Origin of the sequence: Thermopolyspora flexuosa, from assembly GCF_006716785.1 — a bacterium.
Classification (GTDB): Bacteria; Actinomycetota; Actinomycetes; order Streptosporangiales; family Streptosporangiaceae; genus Thermopolyspora; species Thermopolyspora flexuosa.
The window spans coordinates 74,685-90,914 of sequence record NZ_VFPQ01000001.1; the positions used below are offsets into that span (position 1 = coordinate 74,685).

Annotated in this window: 14 protein-coding genes; 9 read left to right on the forward strand and 5 right to left on the reverse strand. The window is 72.2% G+C overall.

What is annotated here, in order from left to right; all coding sequences use genetic code 11:
* Nucleotides 1–25 precede the first annotated feature (25 nt).
* From FHX40_RS00310 to FHX40_RS00345, 8 genes are all read left to right on the forward strand, one after another.
* On the forward strand, nucleotides 26–442 hold the full coding sequence (locus FHX40_RS00310; protein ID WP_142257731.1) for a hypothetical protein: 417 nt from the start codon (nucleotides 26–28) through the stop codon (nucleotides 440–442).
* A complete protein-coding gene (locus FHX40_RS00315) occupies nucleotides 439–3,159 on the forward strand; it encodes a KGGVGR-motif variant AAA ATPase (RefSeq protein WP_142257732.1) in 2,721 nt (906 codons plus the stop codon). The genes FHX40_RS00310 and FHX40_RS00315 overlap by 4 nt, the downstream gene beginning before the upstream one ends.
* A gap of 386 nt (nucleotides 3,160–3,545) precedes the next feature.
* Nucleotides 3,546–4,481 carry an NADP-dependent oxidoreductase gene (locus FHX40_RS00320; RefSeq protein WP_142257733.1) on the forward strand — a complete coding sequence of 312 codons (936 nt, stop codon included), beginning with the start codon at nucleotides 3,546–3,548 and terminating at the stop codon, nucleotides 4,479–4,481.
* Nucleotides 4,482–4,521: 40 nt separating this feature from the next.
* Nucleotides 4,522–5,655, forward strand: coding sequence for a methyltransferase domain-containing protein (locus tag FHX40_RS00325; RefSeq protein ID WP_142257734.1), 1,134 nt, complete (start codon nucleotides 4,522–4,524; stop codon nucleotides 5,653–5,655).
* Nucleotides 5,656–5,769: 114 nt separating this feature from the next.
* Nucleotides 5,770–6,603, forward strand: a complete 834-nt coding sequence (locus tag FHX40_RS00330) for a CPBP family intramembrane glutamic endopeptidase (RefSeq protein WP_170198662.1) — start codon at nucleotides 5,770–5,772, stop codon at nucleotides 6,601–6,603.
* Complete coding sequence (locus FHX40_RS00335; protein ID WP_142257735.1) at nucleotides 6,600–7,757, forward strand: sensor histidine kinase; 1,158 nt, start codon at nucleotides 6,600–6,602, stop codon at nucleotides 7,755–7,757. The genes FHX40_RS00330 and FHX40_RS00335 overlap by 4 nt, the downstream gene beginning before the upstream one ends.
* On the forward strand, nucleotides 7,754–8,413 hold the full coding sequence (locus FHX40_RS00340; RefSeq protein ID WP_142257736.1) for a response regulator: 660 nt from the start codon (nucleotides 7,754–7,756) through the stop codon (nucleotides 8,411–8,413). Before FHX40_RS00335 ends, FHX40_RS00340 begins: the two co-directional genes overlap by 4 nt.
* 130 nt (nucleotides 8,414–8,543) lie before the next feature.
* On the forward strand, nucleotides 8,544–9,335 hold the full coding sequence (locus tag FHX40_RS00345; RefSeq protein WP_142257737.1) for an HAD family hydrolase: 792 nt from the start codon (nucleotides 8,544–8,546) through the stop codon (nucleotides 9,333–9,335).
* A gap of 18 nt (nucleotides 9,336–9,353) precedes the next feature.
* Here FHX40_RS00345 and FHX40_RS00350 read toward each other — a convergent pair whose 3' ends face one another.
* The 4 genes from FHX40_RS00350 to FHX40_RS00365 form a co-directional block, all read right to left on the reverse strand.
* Nucleotides 9,354–10,469, reverse strand: a complete 1,116-nt coding sequence (locus FHX40_RS00350) for a hypothetical protein (RefSeq protein ID WP_142257738.1) — start codon at nucleotides 10,467–10,469, stop codon at nucleotides 9,354–9,356.
* On the reverse strand, nucleotides 10,466–11,407 hold the full coding sequence (locus FHX40_RS00355) for a TOMM precursor leader peptide-binding protein (RefSeq protein WP_170198663.1): 942 nt from the start codon (nucleotides 11,405–11,407) through the stop codon (nucleotides 10,466–10,468). The genes FHX40_RS00350 and FHX40_RS00355 overlap by 4 nt, the downstream gene beginning before the upstream one ends.
* A 368-nt stretch (nucleotides 11,408–11,775) precedes the next feature.
* The gene (locus FHX40_RS00360; protein ID WP_142257740.1) at nucleotides 11,776–12,357 is read right to left on the reverse strand and encodes a dienelactone hydrolase family protein; all 582 of its coding nucleotides are present in this window, start codon (nucleotides 12,355–12,357) and stop codon (nucleotides 11,776–11,778) included.
* Nucleotides 12,358–12,498: 141 nt separating this feature from the next.
* A complete protein-coding gene (locus tag FHX40_RS00365; protein WP_142257741.1) occupies nucleotides 12,499–13,815 on the reverse strand; it encodes an FAD-binding oxidoreductase in 1,317 nt (438 codons plus the stop codon).
* Between the two features lie 92 nt (nucleotides 13,816–13,907).
* On the opposite strand from FHX40_RS00365, the gene FHX40_RS00370 reads away from it, so the two are divergent.
* Nucleotides 13,908–14,786: a sigma-70 family RNA polymerase sigma factor gene (locus tag FHX40_RS00370; protein WP_142257742.1), complete on the forward strand. Its 879-nt coding sequence runs from the start codon at nucleotides 13,908–13,910 to the stop codon at nucleotides 14,784–14,786.
* Between the two features lie 160 nt (nucleotides 14,787–14,946).
* Here FHX40_RS00370 and FHX40_RS00375 read toward each other — a convergent pair whose 3' ends face one another.
* Nucleotides 14,947–16,197 carry a PAS domain-containing sensor histidine kinase gene (locus FHX40_RS00375; RefSeq protein ID WP_170198664.1) on the reverse strand — a complete coding sequence of 417 codons (1,251 nt, stop codon included), beginning with the start codon at nucleotides 16,195–16,197 and terminating at the stop codon, nucleotides 14,947–14,949.
* Nucleotides 16,198–16,230 lie beyond the last annotated feature (33 nt).

Consider the following 16,230-nt stretch of genomic DNA (forward strand, 5'->3'; position numbering starts at 1 on the left):
GGTCCGAGCGTTACCATCAATTTCCGTGGCGGTGGACGTTGGCTGGAAACAGCTGCGCGCAAGTTTTCGCTCTCAAAAAGAGGCCGTTGAGGCGATGGCGGAGGGACCTCCGGCGGCCCTGCTTCTTTTCTACAGCGTGGAGTGCGGGTTGAAGGCGTCGATGCTCCGCCGTTTCAACCTCCGATCGACCGCTCAGCTGCCTCCGGATCTCCGTCGGCACGACCTGCACCGGTTGGCGAAGGAATTACGCCTTCCGCCTGCTTTGTGTGACCGCATGCAGCGGTCCTGTCCGTCGCAGAGCGGCCAGGGACCGAGCGTCTCTTTCGGAGATCTGCACCAGGCATGGCGATATGGGCACGCCCTGCAGAAGGACGAGGAGGAGAAGGCGATCCAAGTGTTGCGTGAGCTGCGGAACTGGTGTCAGGGAGAATTGGGGGCATGATGCCCGGCGCAGCGGACTCGGTCCCCGAGCACATCTACACCTGGGTGGATGTGGACGCCCACCTGGAAAAGCTCGCGCTCCATAAGCAGTGGCCGGAATGGCTCCACGAGTGCGACGCATTCTGGGACGGCCTTGAACTGACCGTCGATCCGGCGGTTCCTGCGGAGGAGGCGCTTCGGTGGCTGGGGGACCGATTCGGCGTGGGGTCCATCATGACGGGCGACGGGACACCCGCTTTGCGCCTCGACGACATACCCGGTCGTCCTTCCCGCAGGCTGCTTCCTATCACGATCAACCACCGCGAGCCCGAAGCCCACAGACGCGAGCCGCGGTGGCGTGAGCGTCGGATCGTCCGCAGCCTCGGCGAGCCGCTGCCGCCACCCGAGTCCGGCCTCCCACACGGTGTCCGGATGGCCGCCTTCCACTCGTACAAGGGAGGCGTGGGCCGTACCCTGCACGCGATCGCGCTGGCCGACGCCGTGGCCCGCAAGGGCGGCCGTGTGCTGCTGATCGATGCCGACCTGGAGGCGCCGGGCATCACCTGGATGCTCACGGGTCACGGCAAACGGGTGGACTTCAGTTACGAGGACTTCCTCGCGCTGCTGCACGCATCCGATGACGGGCGTCCGGACGAGGCCGTCTCACTCGGCGCCGCTTATCTGCCGAACCAGACGTTCGACAACGTCATCGTCATGCCGACGCGGCGATCCCTTGCCGACATCGCGCCGCCCAAGATCGAACCTACGGATCTGCTCACGGCGGATCGGTCCATCTATTACCTGACGGAGTCCCTTGCCGAGCTCGCCGCCGCGTTGAATGCGTCCACCGTGCTCATCGACCTTCGCGCCGGCGGCAGTGAGCTGTCGGCTCCCGTCCTGCTGGACCCCCGGGTACAGAGGATCTTCGTCACCACGGTCAGCGACCAGTCGTTGTATGGCACGGATCGGCTCATTCGGGAACTCGGGCGACGTGCACCTTCGCGGAAGGGCGATCCGGCGAGCGCGATCATCATCACACAGTTTCGAGAGCAGGCCGACCGATCGCTGGTGATCGAAGCGGCGGCCCGGTTGCGGGACGCGCTCGCCGAGACCCTGAAGGCGGAGCCCAGCGAGGACGAGGACAGGACCGTCGACAACGACGTGGCCGTGGAACCCACGTTGAGCGCGTTCCAGGATCACCTCCTTTCCCTCCCCGCCAACTGGGACGCGGTGATCGCACTCGCCAGACGCCAGCAACTCCCGCAGTTGCTGGAGACGCTGGCACAGGACCTCGCCCCCCCTGCGGCGACGGCGGCCGAGAGCTCGGATGAGCCGTCCCAGCAGGAGAGCTCCAAGGTCGATCTGGCCCGCAGGCGTCGGCAACTGGGCGATTTCGCAACGCGACTGGTCCATGCTGAGACCGCTGACGGCACCCGTTTTCTGCCGACCGAGTCGCTTCGGAACCTGCTCACCTCGCATCGCACCGAGCCGCCACTGTGCGTGGTGGTGGGCGCGAAAGGGTCCGGTAAGACGTTTACGCAGGTCCAGATGTGTTTCCGGGGGACCTGGCGAGATTACGCCAGAGATGTGGGCGTGGACAATGTCACGTTGGATGCCCGGCTCGCCCCGGTGTTCGTCTCCCGGCATCTGCAGGACCGCACCTCCGAACAGATCAGTGAGGTGCAGCAGCTCGCCTGCGCGTCCCCCGACGCCGAACCGGCGAGTCAGCTCCAGCTCCGTGACCTCATCGACACATCGCTGCGATCCTCACTATCCGACCTCGAGTGGCGGCGAGTGTGGCTCACTTGCATGGCAAGGGCGGTGGGGATCGAGGCGTCACCCGAGGACGTCGAGGAAAAGCTGGTCGAATTCGCGCGCGCCACGACGAGGATATTTCTCATCGACGGCCTCGAGGATCTGCTCCAGGATTTCCTGCGGAACGACGCGCAACGGCAGGCACTGAGAGTCCTCCTCGTCGACTGTCTCGAATGGCTTCGTAGCCTCCGCGGTCGCCCCCTCGGTCTTATCGTTTTCATTCGGCGCGACCTCGTGCAGGCCGCGATCAAGCAGAACCACAGCCAATTCCTTGCGCGTTACAGCGACTACGAGCTCAAATGGAATGCGGCAGAGGCCCTACGGCTTGCGCTGTGGGTGACCCAGCAGTCCGAGGCACTTCCAGGGCTGGCACCCGAGACGATTCTGCAGGCGAGAGACGAGGACCTGAGCCGCCAGCTCATCCCGGTCTGGGGTGAGAAGATGGGATCGCCGCGTTCGCGAGAGGCGCGGTCCGACAGGTGGTTCCTGGCGGCATTGTCCGACTTCAACGGCCAGATTCAGGCGCGAGATATCGTGACGTTCCTGGCTGAGTCGGCGAACGGGTCAGTCTCCGACACGCGCTACACGGACAGGCTGCTCATCCCCAGCGCCATGCGTAACGCGCTTGTGACTTGCAGTGAGAAAAAGATTGAGGCTATCAGCGAGGAGAGTCCGCAGGTCGGCGCTCTGCTCAAACGTCTTAACGCGCTGGAAGCGGAGAAAAAGCGCATTCCCTTCAGTCCGCACTCAGTGGGACTGTCGAGCGAGGATCTCGATATTCTCGCGGCCAACGGCGTCGTGTTTCGAGAGGAAGACCAGTACTGGATTCCAGAGATATTCCGCCACGGCCTCTCCTTCAAGGCCGTCGGCCGGCCCAAGATACTCGCGATCGCGAACCTGGTACGGCAGCGTAACTTCGACTGACGTCGACGCCGTTCGTCGGAGACGGGCAGGGGCCGGTCGGCCCTTGTCTGCCTTGCCGCTTTCCGTGTTGCCAAGCCGCGCATCGTGGGCGAGCCAGGTCGTCACGGACGAGGCTCTTGCTCGCGGACCCGCGACGCCATACTCAAATGCGGCCACCGACCCGGCGTCCCGGCCTCGCCGCCCGCGGTGTACCGCAGCGGGCTGGCGGCCTCCGTGTGGGCGAGGCGGTCGTCGGTCCGCTCGCCGGCCGTTCATCCGATCCTAAGCGCCTCGGATCCGGCGCATGCGGATGTCGGCAGGTACGGGCCATTCGCCGTCCTCGGGATTTCGTGGCGCCTACCGTTCGAGGTGTTTCGACCGCGAAGCGTTCGCAGAGAGGACTCGGCATGAAGGCGGTGCGCTTCCACGAGTACGGCGACAGCGGCGTCCTGCGCTACGAGGAGGTCGACCGGCCGGTCCCCGGGCCGGGGCAGGTGCTGGTGCGGGTCGCCGCCACCTCGTTCAACCCCATCGACATCGCGATCCGGGCCGGACTCATGCGGATGACGATGCCGCTCACCCTGCCCCACGTGCCGGGTCTCGATCTCGCGGGGACCGTCGCCGAGGCCGGGCCGGAGGTGTCCGGCTGGAGCCCGGGGGAGCGGGTCGTGGCCTTCCTGCCCGCGATCGCGCCCGGCGCCGCCGCCGAGTACGTGCTCGCCCCGGCGAACGTGCTCACCGCGGCCCCGAAGACCATCGATCTCGCCGACGCCGCGGCCCTGCCCGTCGTCGGCCTCACCGCCTGGCAGGCGTTGTTCGAGGACGCGGGGCTGACGCCCGGGCGGTCCATCCTCGTCAACGGCGCGGGCGGCGCGGTCGGCGGGTACGCGGTCCAGCTCGCGCACCGGGCAGGGGCGGAGGTCACCGCGACCGCGAGCCCGCGCAGCGCCGACCGCGTCCGCCGGTACGGCGTGGCCCGCGTCATCGACCACACCGCCACCCCGGTGGTGGAGGCGGCCGGGCGGCGGTTCGACGTCGTGCTCAACCTCGTGCCCACCACCCCGGAGGGGCTCGCCCGACTGGCGACCCTCGTGACCGACGACGGCATCCTGGTCAACGTCACCACCCCCGCGGTCGCCCACGCCGTCCCCGGTCGGCGGACCGTGCAGACCCTCGTCCGCAGCGACGCCACCCAGCTGGCGACCCTCGTCGCCCGCGTCGACTCCGGCGACCTGCACGTCCACGTCGCCGACCGCCGCCCGCTGCCGGAGCTGCCCCAGATCCACGCCCTCGCCGAGCAGGGCCGCCTGCCCGGCAAGACCGTCATCGTCCCCGAATCCTGATCTACCAGCGCTCGGCGGAGCAGACAGCAGACGTGGCGTCATGGACTGGCGACCCTATGCACAGGCGCTCGCCGAGCAGGTCACCCATCCGGGCTCGCGGTGGCGGGAGCCTGTCGAGAAGACCCCGCGTCACCTGCTCGTGCCCGCATGGTGGGCGTGGCGGGGCGGCCGGTGGGAGCTGCGGCAGGGGGCGGCCGACGAGGAGGCGTGGCTGGAGGCGGCCTACCGGGATCGGACGCTGGTGACGAGGGTCGGCACGTTCCACGCCGACCACGCCAAGGTCGGCGACGAGCCGAGGGGGCGGCCCACCTCGTCCGGCACGCTGCCGAGCCTGGTGCTGCAGATGTACCGGCACGCCAGGATCGGCGAGAAGGACACCGTGCTCGATGTCGGGACCGGCTCCGGGTACGGCACGGCCCTGCTGTGTCATCTGCTCGGCGACGAGCGGGTGACGAGCGTCGACGTGGACGACTACATAACCGCGATCGCCGCCCGGCGGCTGGGCGAGCTCGGGCTGCACCCGCACGTCGTGACGGTGGACGCCACCGGGCCGCTCCCGGGAACGTACGACCGGATCGTGGCCATGGTGTCGGTGCGGCCGATTCCCGCCTCCTGGCTCGCCGCGCTCAACCCCGGCGGCCGGCTGGTGACGACCATCACCGGCACGTCGCTGATCGTGTCCGCCGTCGCCACCGACGACGGCGGCGCCGTGGGACAGGTCGAGCGGGACTGGGCGATGTTCATGCGCACCAGGAGCGGCGCCGACTATCCGCCGGGGCTGGACGCGCTGCTGGAGACGGCGCGTACCGCCGAGGGAGAGCAGGTCGGGACGGCGCGGTACCCGGTGATCGACGTCGAGGAGAACGCCTGGGAGCTGCGCTCGATGGTGGAGATCCTCGCGCCCGGCATCGTGTACGACTTCCGCGAGGAGGGCGACACCCGGACCCTGCTGATGGTGCACGAGGACGGCTCGTGGGCGAGGGCCGTCCAGACCGGCAACGAGCCCGGTGTCGTGCACCAGGGCGGCCCGCGCCGTCTGTGGGACGTGCTCGACCGGGCGCGCGACCACTGGCTGGAGCACGGCTCGCTGCCGTTGTACGGCGCGCGCGTCCGCATCACCCCGGACGGGACGATCCACCTGCGGCGTGGCCGCTGGAGGGCCGCCATCGCCTGAGCGCCTTGTCCCCCGGGAGAGCTACCGGCGAATGTCCACCGCGTGGTGACGACTCGCGGGCGGCGGATCCGTAGCGTCGTCGACGTAGCCGGATCCCCCTGTCAAGGAGTCGTCATGCGACTGGTGGTGCAGCTCGCGGCCGTGGTGGCGGTCGCGTTTCTCGGTGGCCTGGTCACGGGTGCGGTGGAGGGGAGCGCGCCCGCCACCCTGGTCGCCGGGGTCGGGACCGCCGTGGTGCTGGTTCTCGGGTACGCCCTCGCGGTGCGGCGGACGGAGCGGCGCGCGGCGGAGGAGGTGGCGGCGAGGGGCGCCGCCGGGGCGCTCGCCCGCGGGCTGCTCGTCGGCGCCGGGATGTTCGGGACGGTCGTCCTGTGCCTTGCGTCGCTCGGGTACTACCGGGTCGACGGCATGGGCTCGGTGGCGGGCGCGGTGGCGCTCGTCGGGTTCATGGCCGCCGCCGCGACCTGGGAGGAGCTGGCCTTCCGCGGCGTGCTGTTCCGCATCGTCGAGGAACGCCTCGGCACGTGGTGGGCGATGGGGCTGACCGCGGTCGCCTTCGGGCTGATGCACCTGCCCAACCCGGACGCGAACCTGTGGGGCGCGACCGCCGTCGCGATCGAGGCCGGCGGCATGCTCGCCGCGGCGTACGTGGCCACGCGCAACCTGTGGGTGCCGATCGGCGTGCACTTCGGCTGGAACTACGCCGCGGCCGGGATCTTCGGCACCGTGGTCTCCGGCACCGGCGAGAACCAGGGGCTGCTGGACGGCGTGACGTCCGGCCCGGCCCTGCTCACCGGCGGCGCCTTCGGCCCGGAGGCGAGCCCGTTCGCGGTGCTGTCCGGCCTGCTGCTCACGGTCGCGTTCCTGTGGCTCGCCCACCGGCGCGGGAACCTGATCCCCCGCAAGGGCCGCGCGACGGCCGCCGAGAGCGTTACGGTCGCCCGGTGATCGACATCCGACGGATCCCGGACCGGTGGCGGCGGCTCGACGTCACGGTCCGGGACGCTCCGCTGGCGCTGCTGCTCGCCGCCACCTCGTTCCTCCCGGGCTTCCAGGGATCCGGCACGCGCATCATCGAGGCCCCGGCCCGGCCGTACGACATGCTCGCCGTCGCGGTGATCGTGCTGCAGGCCGCCCCGCTCGCCGTACGCCGCCGGTGGCCCGCGATCTCCCTCGCCCTCGTGGTGATCGGCTTCGCCGCCGACCAGCTGCTCGGCTACCACACGCCGACGGGCACCGCGCTGCCGATCGCGCTGCTCAGCGCGGGCGCCCACCTCGGACGCCACCGGCTCGCCGCCGTGCTCGCGCTCTCCGCGGCGTACGTGCCGCTCGTGGTCGCGCTCGACCGGCTCCACCCGGGCGCCGAGGAGCCGAGCGAGTTCGTCACGTTCTACCTGGCGCTGGCGCTGTTCTGGGGGATCGGGGCGTGGCTGCGCTCCACCAGGGCCGCCGAGGCGGAACGCCGCCGCCGCGTCGCCGAGGCGACCCGGGCCGCCGAGCGCACCCGGATCGCCCGCGAGCTGCACGACGTGGTGACCCACCACGTGACCGCGATGGTGGTGCAGGCCGAGGCGGCCCGGTACCTCACCGCCTCGCCCGACCGGCTCGACGCGGCCCTGGACGCGATCACCGACACCGGGCGGCGGGCCGTCGCCGACCTGCGGCGGCTGCTCGACCTGCTCAACCCCGGCCACGACGCCCCCGACCGGATGCCGTCGCTCGGCGAGCTTGCCGCGCTCGTCGAGCGCATCCGGCGGGCCGGGCAGCCGGTCGAGCTCGTCGAGGACGGCAAACCCGCCGAAATCGCCGGAAGCGCCGAGCACGTGGCCTATAGGGTCGTGCAGGAGGCGCTGACGAACGCCCTGAAGTACGCGCACGGCAGCCGTACCGGGGTCCGCGTGCGCTACGGCGAGAAGGAGATCACCGTGGAGGTCACCAACGACGGCTCCGGTACCCGGAGCGCCTCCCCGCCTGGCGGCGGGCGCGGCCTCGCCGGGCTCCGGGAGCGGGTCGAGGCGCTCGGCGGCGACTTCGACGCCGGGCCGGCGGCCGGCGGCGGCTTCGCCGTACGGGCCCGGATCCCCGTGGGCGGGGCGTCGTGACCGAGCCGATCCGCGTCCTGGTCTGCGACGACCAGCCGCTGATCCGCACCGGGTTCGCCACGATCATCGACGCGCAGCCCGACATGGAGGTGGCAGGCGAGTGCGGGGACGGCCACACCGCGGTCGAGCTCGCCCGGCGGCTGCGCCCGGACCTGGTGATCATGGACGTGCGCATGCCGGGGCTCGACGGCATCGAGGCGACCCGGCGGCTCGCCGGGGCGGGCGTGCCGGATCCGGTCAAGGTGCTCGTGGTGACCACGTTCAACCTCGACGAGTACGTGTACGAGGCGCTGCGCGCGGGCGCGAGCGGCTTCCTGCTCAAGGACGCCCCGCCCGCGCACCTGCTGCACGGCATCCGCACCGTCGCGTCGGGCGCCGCGCTGCTCGCGCCCGAGGTGACCCGGCGGCTCGTCGGCAGGTTCGCCTCCCGCATCCGGCCCGCCGAGCGGCCCGCGGCCGAGCCGCCGCTCACCCCGCGCGAGCTGGAGGTGCTGCGCCTCATCGCCGAGGGCCTGTCGAACAGCGAGATCGCGGACACCCTGGTGATCAGCCAGGAGACCGTGAAGACGTACGTGTCGCGCATCCTCACCAAGCTCGACCTGCGCGACCGGGTGCAGGCGGTCGTCTACGCCTACCGCAACGGCCTGGTGACCTGAGGAGTGCCGGAGAGGTACGGCGGGCCGGCGCGGCCTGGGACCGGACGGGCCAGGGTAGCGGACCGGGGACCGGCCGCCCGCGCCCGCCGTACCCGCGAGCCGTCCGCGACGAAGGGGATGAGCAAGGCGAATGGCTACCACGGGGTTCCAAGGAGCGATCTTCGACGTCGACGGGGTGCTCGTCGACTCGCCGCACGAGCGCGCCTGGCGGCAGGCGCTGCGCGAGCTGATGGAGGGCGAGTGGGCGGACATCCGGGACCGGACCACCTGGTCGCCGGAGGCGTTCACTTCCGAGGTATACCAGCGGGTGATCTCCGGCAGGCCGCGGATGAGCGGCGCGCTGGGCGCGCTGGAGCACTTCCGGGTGCCGGACGCGGCCGGCCGGGCGAAGGTCTACGCGGACCGCAAACAGCGGCTCATCGTCGGGTTCATCGAGGCCGGCGAGTTCACCGCGTTCCCCGACGCGATCCGGTTCGTGCTCGCCGTACGCGCGGCGGGCATCCCGATGGCGGCGGCCTCCTCGTCGAAGAACGCCGACCGGTTCCTCAAGCGCATCCGCGTCGACACGTTCGCCGAGCGGGAGCGGCTCGGCCACGACTTCGTCCGGCCGGGCATGACGCTGTACGACCTGTTCGCCGCCGACCTGTCCGGCCGGGACCTCGCCCACGGCAAGCCGGACCCGGAGATCTTCCTCGTCTCCGCCGCCGAGCTCGGCGTGCCGCCGGAGCACTGCTTCGTGGTGGAGGACGCGGTGAGCGGGGTGCGGGCGGCGAAGGCCGGCGGCATGGCCGCGCTCGCCGTCGCCCGGGCCGGCGACCGCGCGCTGCTCGCCGCCGCCCGGGCCGACCTCGTCGTCAGCAGCCTCGACGAGGTCGACGTGGCCGCGCTCGCCGAGCACCGGCTCGCGGCCCGGCGGCCCTGACCGCGGCCCCGGTACGGCTCAGCCCGCCGCGGCCGCCGGGGCGGGTGCGGCGCGGCGGGACCGGATGCGGCGGCTGACGAAGACGTAGAGGTAGAGGGCCCAGCCGAGGGTGATGATGGCGAGGGTCGCCACCGGGCCCGCGGGCACGCCCGGGGCGGCGGCGATCTCGTCGAGGGCGCGGGCGCAGGTGACCACGGTGAGCGGCACGGTGTAGCCCGCGAAGAAGCCGAGGCCGAGGACGCGGCCGACGACGAGGAACCAGGCGTACCGGCGCACGCTCGCCGGGACCTTCGGGGCGGGCCGCCGGGCGAGCCGGGCGCGCAGGTAGGTCTGCGCGTCGTCCATCAGGTTCTTGTTGCCGGTGAGGTTGGCGTACGCGAAGTAGACGTCGGTCCGCATGAAGAAGAGGAACTGCCAGACGATCTGCGACAGGCAGATCAGCATCACCAGCCGGACGACGTCGTTGCCGGTGAAGTAGAGCGCGCACAGGCAGGCGCACACCAGCAGGAAGTCGGTGCGCATCCCGGCGAGGTGCACCCGGTACCGGGAGCGGCGGGGCGTCTGCCAGATGCCGGTGACCCGGGTCTGCACGACGAGGAACTGCAGCCGGGTGCCGAGCGACAGCTCGGCGCGCACGCCGAGGGAGCGGGCGGCGAGGATGTGGCTGAACTCGTGCACGAACACGAGCAGCCAGGAGCCGACGGCGAAGGAGAGGGTGAACGCGAGGCTGTCCGCCCAGACGATCTCGTCGTACGACGGGATGATCTCCGGCCGGGCGATCACCGCGGCGAGCGCGCCGCAGGCGACCAGGCCGATGAGCACGTTCGCGGCCGTCGAGAAGAACGGCCGGGCCGTGGCGGGGGAGATGCGGTCCCACAGGTTCGGCGGGCGTTGCGGCGGGCGGAGCAGCCCGGCCGCGTCGAGGCCGGCCACGAAGTCGGCCACGTCCACGTCGACGCCGCGGGTGCGGTGGATCTCGGCGCGCACCTCGTCGACGGTGCGGGTGCCGTCGAGCAGGGCGATCACGTCGGCGGCGATCGCGGGCACGTTGACGAACGTCTCGCCGTTGCCGATCACGTAGTCGTCGGGGCCGTCCCGGACGACGCTGAGGAAGGACAGGTCGGGTCGGGTCACCGGCAGACCTCGCAGTCGGCCGCGCGGGTGAACTCCCGGGCGGTGGTGGTGAGGGTGAGCAGGTCGAGGTAGACCGTGCGGCCGAGGATCGCGGGCGGGCCGGTGCGCGTCGCCCACCGGATGATCTCCGCGGCGAGCATGCCGGAGACGATCACGCACAGCGGGGCGAACGCCGGGATGATCCGGCCGGCGTTCTCCGGGGTGGGCAGCGTGGCCCTGCCGTACCGTTCGGCGAGCTCACGCTCCTGGCAGGCGAGGCAGGCGGTCTCCCCGGGGACGACGAGCGGGCCGACCAGGCCCATGTGCTGGTTGAACCCGCCGGTGACGAACGGCACGCCCGCCTCGACGCAGGCCCGGTTGACCCAGCGGCGGATGTGCGGCTGCGGGGTGTCGACCGTGTTCACCACGAGGTCCGCGCCCTTGATCACCTCGGCGACGTCGGCGGCCGAGCTCAGGCGGCGCGGCACCGGGTCGATCGCCGCCTCCGGCTCGTGCTCGCGCAGCCGCCGGGCGGCGGCGGCGACCTTGGGGGTGCCGACGTCGCCCGTGGTGTAGAGGTGCTGGCGGTGCAGGTTCGACGGCTCGACGTGGTCGTCGTCGACGAGGCGCAGGGTACGCACCCCGGCGGTGGCGAGCTGCACCGCGACCGCGCCGCCGATCGCGCCGACGCCGAGCACCGCCACGGTGAGCCGGGCGAGCGCGCGCAGGGCCTCCTCGACCCGCTCGGCCGGGTGGAACATCGACAGGAACAGCGCCTGGCGGGAGCGCCGCTCGTCCGCGATGAGCCGCGCGGTGTCGCTCTCCCGCACCAGGATCCGGGCGGCGAGCAGCCGATCCACGGCCGCGTCGATCTCCTCCGGGGAGGCGCCCGCGACGCGCCCGTACAGTTCCGCGCGCTCGCGCGGGCCCGTCGCGCACAGCCGCAGTAAATCGCGCAACGGCGGCTCGACAGGCTCCAGAATTTGCCCGGTCGGGGGAAAGTCGCCAAGCCTGGCCCGGCCCGACAAATCGTCGAGGAAGAATGGGAAGGCAGGATTGACCTGAACCCGCATCTCGGTCGGCTCTCAGGGGGTGGACGGTGGGGCCGCCGGAGGGCGCGGCGGCCCCATGCCCAGGTCAGCAGCTGTTGCTGTTACCGGTCGTCTCGACCTCCTCGACCTTCTTGATCTCGATCTTCACGGATCGCCCCTTCCGTTGTCGATGTCGATTTCACCGGTAGTGTGGAGCTTAAGTAAGGTTCCAGAGTAAGGCAATACCCTGTTTTTGGGGTGTGCGTTACGTGGTCGCCTTTTCTCCGATCGTGATCTCAGTCCGAAATTCTTTTAAGGAATTCCGTTACCCGTTGCCACATGAGGGTGGCGGCGCACGGGTCGTAGTCGGGCAGGCCGGGATCGGCGAACAGGTGCGCGTCGGTCGGGTAGGTGTGCACCTCGAACGCGGCGCCGGAGGCGGTGACGAGCCGCTCCAGCTCGGCGACCGTCGCGGGCTCCACCCACGGGTCGCCCTCGCCGTAGTGCACCTGGACCGGCACGCCGGCGGGCCACGGGCCGGCCAGCGCGTCGTCCGCCACCGCGCCGTGCATGAGGATCAGGCCCCGGGCCGCCGGGTGCGACGCGGCGAGCGTGCCGGCCGCGGCGGCCCCGAGGGAGAACCCGGCGAACACCACGGGACGGTCGACGGACTCGCCGAACCGGCGCACCCGCCGCCTGATCTCCTCGACGCCGAGCGCGTCGCGCTTGCGCAGCCCGTCCTCGACCTCGTCGAACACCTCGCCGTCGTAGTAGTCGGGCACCACCACGGTGTGCCCTGCCGCGCGGAGGATGTCGGCGGCGGCGTGCACGCCCGGACGCAATCCCAGTGCGGAGTGCAACAACATGATCTCGGCCACGCGGCCTGTGTATCACCGCACACCGACACTGACAATGACCATGTCCGGACGTCAGGTGGCGCGGTCGAGTCCGGGGCCGCGCCGCCCGCGGCCCGGCGCCCGGGCCCGGGGTTACGGCCCGGCCGCCGGAGGGCCGTCCGGTCAGTGCGCCACCGGGTGGTTCGCCAGGAACACCCCGTGCGGGTCGCGCTCCCGCTTGATCCGCCGCAGCCGGTCGAGGGTGGCGGCGGGGAAGGTGTGCGCCACGGTCTCGCCCGCCCCGAGGCAGATGTACGGCCTGCGCCCGGTGACGAGCCCGCCCAGGTCGCCGGCGATCCGCCGCTGCCGCTCCCGTATCGCCGCGGCGGTGTCCGGCCCGGTCACCGCGCCGAACGTGTACAGCAGGTACGGCTCGGCCAGCGCGCCGCACGCGCCCCCGTCCGGCCGCTCCTCGGCGAGCGCGCCGCCGAGGTGCCGGATCTGCACGCCGCCGAGCGGGTCGATCGGCTCGTGCAGCAGCACCCGCAGCGCGGCCTCGTCGAGCCCGGTGAGCAGCTCGCCCCCGGACGCGCTCGGCATCGGGTCGACGGGGTCGCCGGTGATCGCGCCGAGCTCGGCCGGGGTGAGCGGCCCTCTGGTGTCCTGGAGCGGGCCGCCGATCGCGTCGAGCGGCTTGAGCAGGTCCCGCGCCTCGTCGGCCTCGCCGAGGAAGGCGACGCTCACCGTGACCATGGGCGGCACGCCCGGCAGGTTCAGCCGGCCGAGCCACGCCGACAGGGCCGGCGGCGCCTGCGCGGTGACCTCCAGGTAGGCGGCGGCCACCTCGTCCGCCCGGGCGAGCGGCCACGCCATCGCCCCGCCGTACAGGGCCGGGGCCGGGAACAGTTCGAACTCGATCGCGGTGACGATCGCGAAGTCGCCCCCGCCGCCGCGCAGCGCCCAGAACAGCTCCGGATCGGACCCGGCGGTCACCCGGGCCCGCTCGCCGTCGGCGTCCACCACCTCGAACGCGGTCACCGCGTCCGCGGCCCAGCCGTACCGGCGGCCGAACCAGGACAGCCCGCCGCTGAGCGTGTATCCGGTCACGCCCACCACCGGCGAGCTCCCGGCGAGCCCGGTCAGCCCGTACGGCGTGGCCGCCGCCAGCACCCGGTCCCAGGTCACGCCCGCCCCCACCCGGGCCAGCCGCCGCTCGGGCCGTACCACGACCTCGTCGAGGCGGCGGGTGCGCAGCAGGATCGCCCCGTCCGTGCCGGGCGCGGCGCTGTGCCCGGTCGTCTGCGCGGCCACCGCGCGCCCGGCCGTGCGCGCGTACCGCACCACGGCGGCGACGTCGTCCACGTCCGCGGCCTCCACCACCGCGGCGACCGGCTGCTCGACCGCCAGGTTCCACGGCCGGGCCGCCTCGGCGAAGCCCTCGTCGCCCGGCAGCAGGACCCGGCCGGATACGGCCGCGCGCAGCCCGAGGCCGGTTTCCATGTCGGCTCGCATTGTCGTACCCCACTCCTACGCTCGGTCCGCGGTCACCCTCCCGGTGCCGCGCTCGTCTCTCCCATGACGGAGCAGGAGCCATGAAGGTGACGACGGACGAGAAGGAGCTGCTCGCGGGCCGGTTCGCCGAGCACCGCCCGCGGCTGACCGCGGTGGCCTACCGGATGCTGGGCTCGCTCAGCGAGGCGGAGGACGCGGTCCAGGAGGCGTGGCTGCGGCTGAGCCGCTCGGACGCGGCGGAGATCGACAACCTCGGCGGCTGGCTCACCACCGTGGTCGGCCGGATCTGCCTCGACATGCTGCGGTCGCGCGCCGCCCGGCGGGAGGAGCCGCTGCAGCAGGTGCGGCTGCCCGACCCGGTCGTGGCCGACGGCCTCGACCCGGAGCCCGCGGCGGTGCTCGCCGACTCGGTCGGCCTCGCCCTGCTCGTGGTGCTCGACACGCTCTCCCCGCCGGAACGCCTCGCGTTCGTGCTGCACGACATGTTCGGCGTGCCGTTCGCCGAGATCGCGCCGATCGTGGGCCGTACCCCGGCGACCACGAAGAAGCTCGCCTCCCGGGCCCGGATCCGGGTGCGCGACGCGGCCCCGGCCCCGGACGCCGACCTCGCCGAGCAGCGCCGCGTGGTCGACGCCTTCCTCGCCGCGGCCCGGGGCGGCGACTTCGACGCCCTGCTCGCCGTACTCGATCCGGACGTCGAGCTCCGTGTCGACGAGGGGCCCGCGCTGCCGGGGCGGCGCGCCCGCGGCGCGGCGGACGTCGCCAGGTCGGCGATCATCGGCTCGCGCGACGCCGGGGCGCCGCGTCACGTGCTCGTCAACGGGGTGGCCGGGATCCTCGAGACGAAGGACGGCCGGCCGGTCGCCCTGCTCGCGTTCACGGTCCGCGGCGGCCGGATCGCCACGATCGACATCCTCACCGACCCGGTACGGCTCGCGCGCCTCGCTCCGGCCCGGTAACCCGCCTGGCGGTTCTCGCCGCCCGGTGGCCTGCCGCCGGGCGGTGGGTCCGGCCGAGGCGTGCGGACGCCCGCCGGGCCGGCGGCCCGAGGCGACGGTGTGGGAAACCGGCCGGTCCGGGAAGAAGGCGGTTCACCCGGACGTTCCGGCGGGGCGCTGGTCAGGAGGAGGACTTCTCCGGAGGGCGGCCGGAGGACTCGGGGGAGGTGGCGAGGGGAAGCCGCAGCACGAAGCGGGCGCCGCTGGGGTGGTCGGCGGCGTAGAGGTGGCCGCCGTAGCCCTGGGCGATCTCGCGGGCGATGGACAGGCCGAAGCCGGATCCGCCGCGGTCCGCGGCCTCGGCGTCGCGGCGCCGGTAGAGGCGGTGGAAGATGCGCTCGCGGTCTTCGGGCGGGATGCCGGGGCCGTCGTCGATGACCTCGAGCACGGCGTCGGGCGGGTCGGCCGTCACCACGATCTCGATCTTGTTGGTGGTGTGCCGTTCCGCGTTGGCGATGAGGTTCGACAGCACCCGCGCGAGCCGTACCCGGGAGGCGCGGACCGGGGCCGGGCGCTCGAAGCGGGTGATCACGTTGCTCCCGGGCGGGTGGGACTCGAGCTCGTGCTCGACGAGCTCGGTGAGGTCGAACAGCTCCGGGGACGGCGGCTGGGCGGCGTACAGCCGGGCGAGGGTGAGCAGGTCGTTGACGATGGAGTTGAGCCGCTCGACGTCGCGGTACAGCTTGACCAGCGTCCGGCGCAGGTCGGCGTCGGGCTCGGAGAGCGCGACCTCGAGCTCGGTGAGCAGCGCGGTGATGGGGGTGCGCAGGTCGTGGGTGGCGTCGAAGAGGAACCGCTGCTGCTGCTCGATCGCCTCCTGGAGGGCCGACACGGTCTGCTGCTCCTGCCGGTAGGCGTGCTTGAGCCGGGCGCTCACGCTCGCGAGCTCCCGGGCCCGGGCGAAGATGTCGCGCTGCAGGTCGTCGGCCCGGACCTCGCCGTTCCCCTCGTGGTCGCCGCGCGCCTGCTCGACGAGCGAGGTGATGTCCACGCACCGGTTGACGATGAAGCGTACGTTGCCGCTCTTGTCGAGCACGGGGGCGTTCACCAGGTGCCAGTACCGCTCCTCGTACTCGCCGGGCCGGTCGGAACGTTCCACCTCGCGCCGCACGAGCGGCACCACGTCGGTGGTGCGCTTGGTGAGCACGCGCTCCAGCGAGGTGCGCACCGGCTCGAGCTCCCGCGCGTTCGACCCGTTCGACACGCCGGGGAACGCGGCGAAGATGGGACGGCCGATCACCTCCTCCCTGCTGCGCCCCGTGGCCCGGAGATAGGCCTCGTTCGCGGCCGCCACGACGAGGTCCGGGGTCAGCACGACGAACGGGGCGAACAGCGAATTGAACACCGCTTCATAGTCCACGTTGGTCTGCATGACACTCACCCCCGACCATCCGTACCCAGAATC

Excerpts from the sequence above, each read along its gene's own strand:
- FHX40_RS00370 (WP_142257742.1), top strand. The coding sequence starts at position 13,908 with ATGAAGGTGACGACGGACGAGAAGGAGCTGCTCGCGGGCCGGTTCGCC.
- FHX40_RS00325 (WP_142257734.1), top strand. The coding sequence starts at position 4,522 with ATGGACTGGCGACCCTATGCACAGGCGCTCGCCGAGCAGGTCACCCAT.
- FHX40_RS00345 (WP_142257737.1), top strand. The coding sequence starts at position 8,544 with ATGGCTACCACGGGGTTCCAAGGAGCGATCTTCGACGTCGACGGGGTG.
- FHX40_RS00315 (WP_142257732.1), top strand. The coding sequence starts at position 439 with ATGATGCCCGGCGCAGCGGACTCGGTCCCCGAGCACATCTACACCTGG.
- FHX40_RS00375 (WP_170198664.1), bottom strand. The coding sequence starts at position 16,197 with ATGCAGACCAACGTGGACTATGAAGCGGTGTTCAATTCGCTGTTCGCC.
- FHX40_RS00320 (WP_142257733.1), top strand. The coding sequence starts at position 3,546 with ATGAAGGCGGTGCGCTTCCACGAGTACGGCGACAGCGGCGTCCTGCGC.
- FHX40_RS00365 (WP_142257741.1), bottom strand. The coding sequence starts at position 13,815 with ATGGAAACCGGCCTCGGGCTGCGCGCGGCCGTATCCGGCCGGGTCCTG.
- FHX40_RS00330 (WP_170198662.1), top strand. The coding sequence starts at position 5,770 with ATGCGACTGGTGGTGCAGCTCGCGGCCGTGGTGGCGGTCGCGTTTCTC.